The organism is Novosphingobium sp. ERW19, from assembly GCF_012641315.1.
Classification (GTDB): Bacteria; Pseudomonadota; Alphaproteobacteria; order Sphingomonadales; family Sphingomonadaceae; genus Novosphingobium.
Window position 1 is genome coordinate 1 of record NZ_JABAIC010000025.1, and the last position, 12,615, is coordinate 12,615.

A 12,615-nucleotide genomic window follows, 5' to 3' on the forward strand; every position below is an offset into this window, starting at 1 on the left:
ACACCCCCGGACACGGCGTCGACATCGACGAGAAACTCGCCGCCAAATACCCCTACAAACCCGCCTACCTCCCCGTCGCACGGCTCGAGGATGGCACCATGTGGAACTGGTAGAACCAGCCGCGGGGAGAGGATTGCAAGGCATGAACTGGAAATCGGCGCGGCTGCGCATCCTGGTGCTGGTGATGGTCGGCACCATCCTCAACTATATCGCGCGCAATTCGCTGGGCGCGCTGGCGCCGCAGCTCAAGCTCGACCTGCAGATCACCACCGAGCAGTATTCCTACATCGTCGGCGCGTTCCAGCTGGCCTACACGGTGATGCAGCCGATCGGCGGCATGCTGATCGACCGGATCGGCCTGACAGCAGGCTTCGCCCTGTTCGCCGTTGCGTGGAGTGTGGCCAACATGGCACATGGCTTTGCGCGCGGGTGGTTGTCGCTCGCAGCGTTTCGGGGCCTGCTTGGCATGGCCGAGGCCGCCGTCATCCCCGCCGGCATGAAGACCATCGGCGAATGGTTTCCCGATCGCGAACGCTCGGTTGCCACGGGGTGGTTCAACGCCGGAACAGCGCTGGGCGCCGTGATCGCGCCGGTCATGGCCGCGCTGCTGGCCAAGCATTACGGCTGGCAGGCTGCCTTCGTCGTTACCGGTGGCATTGGCCTGATCTTCGCCGCGGCGTGGTATCGCTGGTACCGCTCACCGCAAGACGCTGCTTATGTCAGCGCCGAAGAACTGGCAGCAATCCAGGAAGGCCAGCGCCCGGTCCCGGTCTCCGCCACGACGATCCGCTCGATCGTCGGCTCATCGCGCTATTGGGCCATCGCTGTACCCCGCTTCCTCGCCGAGCCGGCATGGCAGACCTTCAGCTTCTGGGTGCCGCTCTACTTTGCCAAGGAGCGCGGCTGGGACCTCACGCAGATCGCCATGTTCGCCTGGGTTCCATTCCTTGCGGCAGACGCAGGCGGCATTCTCGGCGGCTATCTCGCACCGTGGCTGCAGCGCTGGAAGGGCATGACGCTCGAAGGATCGCGCATCGCGGGCATCTGGATCGGCGCCGTGTTGATGATTGCACCGGGCTGCGTCGGACTCGTCGCCAGCCCCTATGCAGCCATCGGGCTGCTCGCCATTGGCGGCTTTGCCCATCAGGTGATCTCGGTGCTGATCAACACGCTGTCCGCCGACGTCTTCCCGAAGAGCGACATCGCCAAGGCCAACGGCCTGGTCGGCATGGCGGGCTGGACCGGCGGCTTTCTGTTCTCCCTCGCCATCGGCCAGTTTGCCGACACGATCGGCTTCGCGCCGCTGTTCGCCTGCCTTGGCCTGTTTGACCTGATCGGCGCGATCTGGCTCCTCGCCCTGCGCCGCCGCCTCACCTTCGCGAAAGCCTGAGCCCATGAACGACGTCTCCCCGCCGCGCCGCGCCCGGCTGTCCGCGCCGCCTCGCTTCACTGTGGCGCAAGTCGATGGACCGCGCGTAACCCTCGGCTCCGACACCGGCGCGGTTGCCCATGTCTTTATGCTCGAAGACGACGTGATCCGGGTGCTGTTGCTTGCCAATGGCGAGGTCACTTCTCCGCCTTCTTGGACCATCGCGCCGGGAGCCGAAGACATCGCCGAGCCGGGCCGGGACCGCATGGACACCAGCGGATTTTCCACCCCGACTTTCACGCTTGAAAATTCGGCCGACGAGATCGTCATCGCCACCGCGCGGCTGAAGCTCACGATCAAGCCAGAGGGTCTGCTCTGCACCTGGCATCAGGCGACGGCAAATGGCTGGCAGCTGATCTGCGAAGACCGCCCGCCCCAGGCCTACAATTTCGGCTGGTGGGACGATGCAACCTATCACTACGTCAAGCGCCGCCCGGGCGAGCGCTACTACGGCCTGGGCGAGCGCAGCGGCGACATGGACCGCGCCGGACGCCGCCTGCGCCTGACCAATCTCGATTGCATGGGCTATGACGCGCAGAGCGACGATCCGCTCTACAAGTCCATCCCGTGGGTGCTGGTGGTCGACGGCGAAGGCGCGGCCCATGGCGTGTTCTACGATACGCTGGCCGATCCGGTGTTCGATTTCGGCCACGAACATTCGAACTACCACCCGCACTACCGCTACATGCGCGCGGAAAGCGGCGATCTTGATTACTACATGATTGCCGGACCCGATGCAGACGCGGTGGCCAGACGGTTCACCTGGCTGACCGGCCGCCCCGCTTTCATGCCGCGCTGGTCAGTAGGCTATTCGGGCTCGACCATGCTCTATACCGATGCGCCCAACGCGCAGGAGCAGATGGGCGAGTTTCTGGCAGGCCTCGAACGGCACGGCGTGCCCTGCACTTCGTTCCACCTGTCATCGGGCTACACCTCGATCGGCGACAAGCGTTACGTCTTCAACTGGAACCGCGACAAGTTCCCCGACATCGAAGGCTTCGTCAAAAGCTATGCCGATGCGGGCGTCGAGCTGGTTCCCAACATCAAGCCTGCCCTGCTGCTGTCGCACCCGCGCTATGCCGAACTGGCGGCCAACGGCTGGTTCGTCAGCGACGAGGATGGCCAGCCGGTAGAGTGCCTGTTCTGGGATGAACTGGGCAGCTACCTCGATTTCACCAACCCGGACGCCGCCGCGTGGTGGCGCGAGCAGGTGACTGCGCAGCTGCTTTCCTACGGCATGCGCGCCACGTGGAACGACAACAACGAGTACGAAATCTGGGACAAGAGCGCCCGCTTCGCCGGGTTCGGATCGCCGCGCCCTGCCGCTGCCGAACGCCCTGCACAAACGCTGCTGATGATGCGCGCCTCCCGCGTGGCGCAGATCGCCTATCGCCCTGAAGAGCGCCCCTATCTCGTCACCCGCAGCGGCATGGCCGGGATGCAGCGCTATGCGCAGACCTGGTCAGGCGACAACTTCACCGCGTGGAAGACCCTGCGCTACAACCAGAAGATGGGACTTGGCCTTGCCTTGTCCGGCGTCTCCAATACCGGGCACGACATCGGCGGCTTTGTCGGCCCCTCGCCCGAACCGGAACTGCTGCTGCGCTGGGTGCAGGCGGGAATCCTCATGCCGCGCTTCTCGATCCACAGCTGGAACAGCGATGGCACGGTGAACGAGCCGTGGATGTATCCCGAAACCACCCCGGCAATCGTCGGCATGATGAACCTGCGCCGCGCGCTGGTGCCGTTGCTGCACGATCTGCTGTGGCGCCATCACGCCCATTATGACGTGGTGACGCGGCCGCTCTGGCTCGACTTTCCGCAAGATCCGCAGGCCTGGATCGACGCCGATACCTACCTGCTCGGGCCGAACCTGCTGGTCGCCCCCGCGCTCGACAAGGGGGTGGATACGGTGCAGGCCTACCTCCCCGGCCCGGCCCGCTGGATCGACCTGCGCGACGACCGGCTTCTGGAGGGCGGCAAGGTTCACGATCTGCCCGCCCCCGCCGAGGGCCTGCCGCCGTTGCTGGCACGCGAAGGTTCCGCCCACCTTGTCGACATTGCGCCGGGCGGCTTTGCCCCGCCAGCGCCGCAGCCTGCCGTGCTGCTCATGCCGGCACCGGGCGACAGCCTTCTGGAGTGGTCGGGCTATGACGAAGCGGGCGAGGCCTGGCCCGATCCCGCACAGCCGCCGATGTGGCAGGCGGTCATCCACACCTCAGCCAGCACCATCGACATTCAGGCCTCGTGGCGTGGCCCCGACGCGGCGCCATCTCCGGTCCTGTCTTTCGCCGTGCCAGAGCGCGAACAGCGCACCATTACCGTGAACGGCACCGCGCTGCCCGTGCGTTCAGCGCAGGTGCTGGGCCTCACGCGCAAGGTCGTCGACTGGCAGGTCTGACCCCGACAAAAAACCGGCCCGAATGCACTGCACTCGGGCCGGAAAGTTGAACTGCCATTGGCAGTGGTGGATTCCTGAAGCTGGATTCAGCGGCTGACGATACCGTTGGCCTTCAGCCAGAGCGCGTATTGATCGAACCAGGCATCGCTCGTCGTGCCGTTGGGTTGCGAGGCAAAGCCGTGTCCACCCGCGCTGTAAAGGTGAAACTCCACCTTCGCGCCGGCCTGCCGCCAGGCGTGAATCAACCCGAAATCCTGTTTGATGAAAAAACGGTCGTCTGCGGCAATCGCTGCGAACAGCGGCGGCGCATTGGCCGGCACATCGGTCTTCTCGGTCGGTCCATAGATCATGCCCACGAAGTCCGGACGCGCGTCTGCTGCATTGGCCTGCGTCGTGGCCAGCGTGGTCATGGCCCCTGCCGAAAAGCCGATGATTCCCACCTTGGCGGGGTTCACGTGCCAGCGCGCCGCCTCCTTGCGCACCAAGCGGATCGCCGCCTGCGTGTCGGCCACGGCATAGTCACGATTGGTCAGGTCAACCGGCGCGCCTTTCTGGAACAGGTTGCCGAGTGCTTGCCTGAAGCCTTCGATGCTGTCTGGCACCGGCTGCGTCCGGTACTTCACGATGAACACGCGCACGCCCAGCTTGTCGAGCCGGCGGGCAACGTTAAAGCCTTCGTTGTCCATGGCAAGGAACTGGAAGCCCCCACCCGGCACCAGCAGCACCGCCGGTGCATCGGCATCGGCAGGCAGGCTGCTTGGCCACACGATCAGCTGCGGCTTGCTGACGTTGTAGACCAGACGCTGGTCGGGCGTCTGCTGCGCCCATGCTTCTTGCGCCGGGTTGGCGCGCCGCAAGGTTACTGGCAGGTCCACGCTGGCCAGCGCCGGCGGCGTGGCGACGGGCAGCACGCCATTGACCCAGTCACCCGGCGCGGCAAGCGTTGGCGTTGCCGCAAGGCTCAATACGACAACAAGAATGCGCTTCACTTCTTCAGCTCTCCGGCTTTGCGGGCAAAGTATTCCGCCAGCACACTGAACGCCTGCTTGCGCTCGCCGGTCTCGGAAATCAGGCCCTTGCGGTTGAAGCCCATCTGGAAATCCGGATTCTGCCGACGGGGCGAGCGGAAGTCCTTGAGGATCCAAGGCGAAATCCCGCGCAGGGTCGGCACGCGATCGGCCATTTCCAGGGTCTTGCGATAGAACTCGGCCTGAAATTCCTCCGAGAACTTCTGCATGCCGTCCGGACTGTGGAAGCCGGCCTTGGCGTCGGCACCGAATTCGGAAAAGATCAGCGGCTTGTTTGCTGGCAGGTTCCACACGCTCTTCGGCAGGTCAGCCAGCCGGTCAGTCGTGTACCAGCCATTGTAGGTGTTGATCGAAACGATATCGAGATCGTTCGCCAGAGGATCGGCCATCGTCATCGTCGGCACCGCCGCGCCCTTGTCCCGCTCGACCAGCAACGCCGCGCTGACCAGGCGGCTGGGATCGAGCCGCCGCACATCACCGATCAGCGTGCGCAGGAAGCTATTGCGTGCATCGCTGACGGGAGTTTCGTTGGCCACGCTCCAGATCACCACCGAGGCGCGATTGCGGTCGCGCAGGATGTTCTCGGCCAGCATGTTGCGCGCCGTCGCCAGCGTGGCGGGGTTTGACCACGCCACCATCCAGTAAACCGGCACCTCGCTCCACACCAGCAGGCCCATTTCGTCGGCCATGCGGGTCATCACTTCGGAATGGGGATAGTGCGAAAGGCGCACGAAATTGCCGTGAAGTCCGTTCCTGATCTCGCCCAGCAGGGCGCGGGCATTTTCGGGCGTGATGACGCGCGCCGGGTTGGCCGAAATCTCCTCCTCGTGCATCGAGATGCCGCGCAGGAACACCGGCTTGCCATTCAGCAGGATGTCCGCGCCCTTGCGCTCGATCGTGCGGAAGCCGATCCGGTCACGCCATGTGTCCTCGCCGGCTGCCAGCGTCACATCGTAAAGCTTCGGGCTTTCCGGCGTCCAGCGCATCAGTGCCCGTGGGGCCGTGGCGGTTGCGCGCCAGTTGCCCTGCGCGTCCGTGCGGCCCTTGAGGTCAAACGGCAGCCCGGCAACCTTGAGTTGCACCGGCTGGTTCGCCGCAGCCGGACCATCAAGATGGGCATCGACCGCAATCTTGCCCTCTGGCGTCAGCCGCACCCAAGCGCTGTCGACGTACGTGTCGCTGGTGTGGACCAGCTTCACATCGCGCGTCACGCCGCCATAGTTCTCCCAGTCGGTGACCGGCGGCGGCACTGTTGCTGCGGTGGCGGCGGAATCGACGCCGATGGTGATCTGGTTGTCGCCATAGCGCAGCAGCTTCGTCACGTCGAAGGCAAACGGCGTAAACCCGCCCTCGTGTCGGCCGACCGGCTGGCCGTTGACAAAGACGACCGTGGCATAGTTCGAAGCGCCAAAGCGCAGGAAATAACGGCCCTTGCGTGCCTGGGGGCTATCGAAATGGCGGCGATACCAGACCAGCCCCTGATAATGACGCATCTCAGGCGAAGCGGCCAGCCACGATCCCGGCAGCCTGACCTTGCGATCATGATCGAGATCGAACTCGAACAGCTCGCGGTTGTCCTGCGCCAGCGCCTTGCGCACATCGATGTCGAGCCAGCGCTGCTCGGTCCGGTTGGGCGCTTCGCCGTGGAATCCGGCAATGCCCGAACGGTAAGGATCGATCGACCAGTTCCATTCGCCCGAAAGGTCCACGCCTTCGCGCATGTCTGCCGAAACGAGCAACGGTGCGGTATCGACGGTGGCAAGCGGCAGGGTGGTGAACACCGAGTCAGCCGCGATCGCCTGGGTCGCAAAAGCGAAGGCACCCGCCAGCAGCGGGGCAAGAAATGCTCGATCAAACCTTGTCACGCGCATGCTCTCTCCTGCTGCGATTTATGATCTTTCCTGCAGCCTCACCTGCTCTTGCAGTGCGCAACCGGCAGTTGTCATTGAAGAAAATGGCCGGGCGGTCATCCCGCCCGGCCATCCGTGATCAGAAGTTCAGGCTGGCCCGAACCCCGCCGTAGCGGCGGAAATCACGAGGGAGAATTGCTGCCGTGGCGATGTTGCTGCCGCCGCCCCAGACGCCGGAATTGTTGATCAGCGTCGGATAGTACTGCACGTCGAACAGGTTGTTGACGAACGCCGCCACTTCCCACTTCCGGCTCTCGTCACGCGCGCCGACCGAAAGGTTCACGATCGTGTATTCCTTCTGGAAGGTCTGCGGATCGCGGGCCACGTAGAACACGCTGCCCGTGTACTGCACGTTCGCCTGGATCAACCCGCGGATGTTCTCGGTCAGCGAAGGCGTCACTTCGCCGGTCACGTTGAACTTCAGCTTCGGCGCCTGGACGGCGCGCTCGCCGGTCAGGTTCTGGAAGGCCGGAGTCTTCGTACGGTCGCAACCTTGCGCTGCCGACTGGTTCGGGAAGCACGGCGACGACGGGAAGCTGAGATACTTGGCGTCGAGAACCGCGATCGACGTGTTGAGGTTGAACAGGTCGCTCGGACGGAAGCCTGCATCGATTTCCACGCCCTTCGTGCCCAGCTTGCCGACGTTGGTCAGGCGGAAGTTGGTGGTCAGGTCGGGCAACACTTCCACAGCCTGCGCCTGCAGGTTCTTGTAGGTCGTGTCGAAGTAGGTGATGTTGAAGGTAACCTTGCGATCGAAGAGCTGGGTGCGCAGGCCAAATTCGATGTCGCGCGAAGTTTCCGGCTTGATCGGACCGGCGTTGGCACGGTTGGCGTTGAAGCCAGTGGTCAGGTCGTAGGTCTGCCCCTTGTAACCGGTCGAATAGGTCACGAAGGCGCTGATCGTCGGCGTGAACTCGTAGCGCAGGCTGGCGCGATACGTCGCAGCTGTGTCCTGTGCATTGCCCGCAAACTGGGCGTTGCCGTTCTGGATATCCTTGAAGGTATAGCCGATGCGCTCGTTCTGGATGCGCGCGCCGCCGGTGAACGTTGCGTTCGGCATGAACTGCCAGTCAGCCTGCACGAACGCCGCGATCTGGCTGGACTTCGAAGTGGCAAACCAGTTTGCCAGCGAAAATGCCGGGCCACGATAGAACGGACGCTCGAAGTCGACATTGGCGTAGTAGGCGCCGAGCGTGTAACGGAACGGCTTGGAACCGTCCGAAAGCAGGCGAAGCTCCTGCGTGAACAGGTTCGAACGGAACGTGCCGGTCTGGATGTTGTTTTCCGACGCGAGGCTCGACGAAGTCTCGTCGGAGTCGAAGTAGTCGTTCAGCTCGAAGCTGTCGTACGAGGTGATCGAAACCAGCGTGTGATCGCCCAGCGTGAACTCGCCACGCAGGTTGCCGCCGCCACCTTCATAATCGGTGCGCGCGTTGTAGTTGTTGCTGACGTTGGTGTTTTCCGGCCCCGGCGTTACACCCGGCATCACGACGGTTGCCGCCTGGCCGGTGCCGCGGAAGCGCAGGCCCGGGGTCATGCGGATGTACGGACGGCCAACGGTGGTGTTGCCGGTCATGTAGTTGAGCGAAAGCGTCACGCTCGCATCGGCCGACGGCTCCCACCGCAGCTTGGTGCGGACGCTGCCGGATTCACGGCCATTGACCTTCTTGCCGTTGAACAGGTTGCGCGTGTTGCCATCCCACTTGGAATAGGCACCCGACACCACGAAACCGAGCGTATCGCTGATCGGACCCGAAACGCTGAAGTTGGCGCCATATTCGCTGTCGGTCGTCGCCGTGGCATTAGCGCGGATCTTGAACTCGTCGGTGGGGTTGCGGGTGATCAGGTTGATAAGGCCAGCAGAAGCCGCCTTGCCATAGAGGGTCGATTGCGGACCACGAAGGACTTCGATGCGCTCGATATCGGGCAGGTCGCTGAAGGCGCGCGCCTGGAACGCCAGCGGCACTTCGTCGACCAGCACGGCAACGCTCGGCTCCACGCCGATGCCGAAGGCGAAGGTGCCGACGCCGCGCAGCGAGACGTTGGCGTTGACGGGATGCTCGGCCGGACGAATGGTCAGCGAGGGCGAGATCTTGCCAAGGTCGCCGAAGTCGCGAACGCCGGCAGCAGCCAGCTGCGTCGGCCCGACAACCGACACGGCCAGCGGCACGTTCTGCACGTTTTCCGCACGCTTTTGCGCAGTGACGATGATTTCGCCGGTATCGGCAGGAGCCGCATCTTCAGCGGCCGTCTGCGCAGATGCCGATTGCGCCCCGAAGGCGATCGCCAACGCGATTGCACTGACACCAAGCGAATTACGGAAGCACTTCATGAAAACCCCTCCTCCTGCGCGGACTGTTATCCGCATACGACAGGGTCTCTTACCAAATGGCCTAGCCAGATGCAAGACTGGTTTTACAGATATGACAGGACATTGGTAAGATGCCTCTCCAGAGTTACAAATCCGGAGCTTTTGTTGCTGGAATGCAAGCAACCGCTGGCGATTCTGGCTTCAAACTGGTTGCAATCTTTCCTATTGGTCTGACCAGAATCCTATCCACCTGGCGGTCATGCAAGTGTTGCACGCCGGATTGCAGCACGCCATTCGCTCGTCAGCCGGGCGCGTTGGTCACGTGCCATCGTCGGCTCAAATCGCGTCAGGCCTTCGACAGCGGCTGATCCGTCAAGCGCGTCGGGCCAGCCACCGCAATGATGCCCCGCAAGCATGGCCGCACCCAGTGCCGTCGTCTCCAGGTTCGCCGGCCGCTCCACGGTGATGTCCAGCATGTCGGCCAAGAACTGGCAGAACCAGTCATTGGCCGCCATCCCGCCATCAACGCGAAGCGAGGAAAGCGCCCCCGCCCCTTCTTCGACCCCGTCATCCGCCATCGCGGCAACCAGATCTGCGGTCTGGTAGGCCACGGATTCCAGTGCCGCGCGAGCAATGTGCGCGGCGCTGGAATCGAACGTCAGCCCTGCCAGCATGCCCCGCGCCTCGGTGCACCAATGCGGCGCGCCGAGCCCGACAAAGGCCGGCACCATGTAGACGCCGCCATTGTCGGGCAGCCGCGCTGCCATATCCTGGGTCTGCTTTGCCGCCACGATGATCCCCAGCCCATCGCGCAGCCACTTGATGGCAGCGCCAGCTACGAACAGCGAACCTTCGACCGCGTAGTGGGTCTTGCCATCGATGCGATAGGCAATCGTGCTGAGCAGGCGGCTGCGCGAACGCGCCACGGTGGTGCCGGTGTTGAGCAGCATGAAGCCGCCCGTGCCATAGGTGATCTTGGCCTGCCCCTGCGCAAGGCATGACTGCCCGACCAGCGCCGCCTGCTGGTCGCCCGCCACGCCGCAAATGGGGATATTGCCGCCGAGCAGGGTGGTCGTGCCAAAGTCGTCCGCGCTGGCGCACACTTCCGGCAACAGCGCGGCAGGCACGCGGAACAGCCTGAGCAATTCCGGGCACCAGCGCTGCGAGACGATATCGAACAGCAAGGTGCGGCTGGCGTTGGTCACGTCGGTCTTGTGGCTACGCCCTTCCGTCAGTCGCCACAGCAGGAACGTGTCGATGGTCCCTGCCGCCAGTTCACCCCGCTCGGCCCGTTCCCGGGCGCCGGGGATGTTGTCGAGCAGCCACGCGATCTTGGTCGCCGAAAAGTAGGGGTCCAGCAGCAGACCGGTCTTCTCGTGCACGAAAGGCTGATACCCCTGCGCCTGAAGCCCAGCGCAGACGTCCGCTGTACGCCGATCCTGCCAGACGATGGCGTTATGGAGCGCTTCCCCCGTGGCGCGGTCCCACAGCACCACGGTCTCGCGCTGGTTGGTGATGCCGATCGCGGCGACGCTTTCCGGCCCTACGCCAGCCTTGGCCAGCGCCTCGCGCGAGGTTTGCAGAGTGTCAGCCCAGATCTCCTCCGGATCATGCTCAACCCAGCCATCGGCCGGATAGTGCTGCGCAAACTCGCGCTGGGCACTCGCCACCACCTGCCGCCCGCCATCGAAAATCAGCGCGCGCGTCGAAGTCGTGCCCTGGTCGATCGCCAGTACGAGGTCACCCATTCCCATCACTCCCAAATTTTTTCAGGCAGAAATCTGTCAAGCGTTGGCCTTGAACCAGAACGCCAGCTTCTCCGCCATATCAGGCACCGCCGTGAGACCCAGCTTGCTGCGCCGCCATAGCACGTCCTCGGCGCTGCGCGCCCATTCGTATGCCTGCAGATACCGCACTTCGGCCTCGGTCAGACCCCCGCCGAAATCGCTGCCGAGGTCCTGCCATCCTTGCGCTTCCCCAAGGATCATCGCGATCCGCGTGCCATAGGCATGGGCCATGCGCTCCATGGTCTGCGCCGGCACAAACGGCCAGCGTTCGCGCGCCTGCTGCAGGAATGCGGCAAAGCCACCCGTCCCCAGATCGCCGCCCGGAAGGGGCACGGTATCGGTCCACGCGTCTCCCGATCCCTGAAGCCATGGCTTGAGGTCATCCAGCGCATGTTCGGCAAGACGGCGGTAGGTCGTCAGCTTGCCGCCGAACACGCTCAGCACCTGCGGGCCCTCCGCACGTCCCAGCTTCAGCACGTAATCGCGCGTCACCGCCTTGGCGTCCTCCTGCCCGTCGTCGAACAGCGGGCGCACGCCCGAATAGGTCCACACCACATCGGCAGGCGCGATCTGCCGTTCGAAATACCGGTTCGACGCCGCGCAGAGATAGGCGATCTCTTCCGCACTGATCTTCGGCCGCGCCCGCTCCTCCTCGCCCACGGCAACGTCGGTCGTGCCCACCAGCGTGAACTCGCCTTCGTAGGGAATCGTGAAGACGATCCGTCCGTCGTCCTGCTGCAGGATGAAGGCGTGATCGCCGGGATAGATCCGGGGCACGACGATATGGCTGCCCTTGACCAGCTTGATCGCGCCATCGCGCTGCGCCCCGGAAAGCGACCCCAGCATGCTCGCCACCCATGGCCCGGCGGCATTGACGATGGTGCGTGCCCGCACCGTGCACGGCGCAGCGATGGCCGGCGCGGGAGCATCGGCGTTCGGCTCCAGCGTCACCGCCCATGCATCGCCCTGCTGCTCGGCCCCGGACACTGCCGTTCCGGTCAGGATCGTCGCGCCGCGCTGCGCAGCGTCAATCGCATTGAGCACCACAAGCCGGGCATCGTCGACCCAGGCATCGGAATAGACAAAGCCCTTGGACAGCCCCGGCTTCAGTCCCTTGCCCCAGTTCGGATCGCGCAGGTTCACCCCGTGTGATTTGGGCAGGCTGTGCCGCCCGGCGATATGATCGTAGAGAAACAGGCCGATCCGGATCATCCAGCCCGGACGCCCGCCTTCGGGCTGCGGCAGAACGAAGCGCAGCGGCCAGCTGATCTGCGGTGCGATCCTGATCAGCCGCTCGCGCTCCTGCAGCGATTCGCGCACAAGGCGGAACTCGTAGTATTCGAGATAGCGCAAGCCGCCGTGGATCAGCTTGGTACTGGCCGACGAGGTGTGCGAGGCCAGATCGTCGCGCTCCACCAGCAGCACGCGCAGGCCGCGGCCCGTGGCATCGCGGGCAATGCCCACGCCGTTGATGCCGCCGCCGATGACCAGCAGATCAAAGATCTGGTTCGGGTCAAACGCGGGGTAAGACACTGTCATTCAAAGCCTCCGGACTGCCATCCCGCCGAAGCCCGCGTCAGGAAAGCAACGCTCCGGGCGCGGTAGAGCGTGCCAGTCATCGCAGGGGCCTTATTTTGGGAACTTTCTGGTAATACCAATTCAGGGAACTTGACAGACCGAAACTGGTCCGTCAATCGGTAATACCACAATCCGCCTGTCCTTAGCGAGTGAAACCCCCATGAAAATCAC

The 12,615-nt window shown here is 64.1% G+C and carries 7 protein-coding genes; 2 read left to right on the plus strand and 5 right to left on the minus strand.

Annotated features, from left to right (window positions below; genetic code table 11):
• The first annotated feature begins 142 nt into the window (after positions 1 to 142).
• A complete protein-coding gene (locus HGI46_RS21525; RefSeq protein ID WP_168905798.1) occupies positions 143 to 1,390 on the plus strand; it encodes an MFS transporter in 1,248 nt (415 codons plus the stop codon).
• Between the two features lie 4 nt (positions 1,391 to 1,394).
• A complete protein-coding gene (locus HGI46_RS21530) occupies positions 1,395 to 3,830 on the plus strand; it encodes a TIM-barrel domain-containing protein (protein ID WP_168905799.1) in 2,436 nt (811 codons plus the stop codon).
• An 86-nt stretch (positions 3,831 to 3,916) separates the two neighbouring features.
• On the opposite strand, the gene HGI46_RS21535 is transcribed toward HGI46_RS21530, so the two are convergent.
• The 5 genes from HGI46_RS21535 to glpD all read right to left on the minus strand — a co-directional run bounded on the left by HGI46_RS21535 (position 3,917) and on the right by glpD (position 12,405).
• On the minus strand, positions 3,917 to 4,819 hold the full coding sequence (locus HGI46_RS21535) for an alpha/beta hydrolase (protein WP_168905800.1): 903 nt from the start codon (positions 4,817 to 4,819) through the stop codon (positions 3,917 to 3,919).
• On the minus strand, positions 4,816 to 6,723 hold the full coding sequence (locus tag HGI46_RS21540; RefSeq protein WP_346766793.1) for a glycoside hydrolase family 2 TIM barrel-domain containing protein: 1,908 nt from the start codon (positions 6,721 to 6,723) through the stop codon (positions 4,816 to 4,818). The genes HGI46_RS21535 and HGI46_RS21540 overlap by 4 nt, the downstream gene beginning before the upstream one ends.
• Before the next feature lie 124 nt (positions 6,724 to 6,847).
• Complete coding sequence (locus tag HGI46_RS21545) at positions 6,848 to 9,100, minus strand: TonB-dependent receptor (protein ID WP_168905802.1); 2,253 nt, start codon at positions 9,098 to 9,100, stop codon at positions 6,848 to 6,850.
• A 236-nt stretch (positions 9,101 to 9,336) separates the two neighbouring features.
• Positions 9,337 to 10,827 (minus strand): glycerol kinase GlpK, encoded by a 1,491-nt coding sequence (glpK, locus tag HGI46_RS21550; RefSeq protein WP_168905803.1) that lies wholly within the window; start codon positions 10,825 to 10,827, stop codon positions 9,337 to 9,339.
• 36 nt (positions 10,828 to 10,863) lie between these two features.
• Entirely contained in the window at positions 10,864 to 12,405 is a 1,542-nt protein-coding gene (gene glpD, locus HGI46_RS21555; protein WP_168905804.1) for a glycerol-3-phosphate dehydrogenase, read from the minus strand.
• Positions 12,406 to 12,615: the final 210 nt, after the last annotated feature.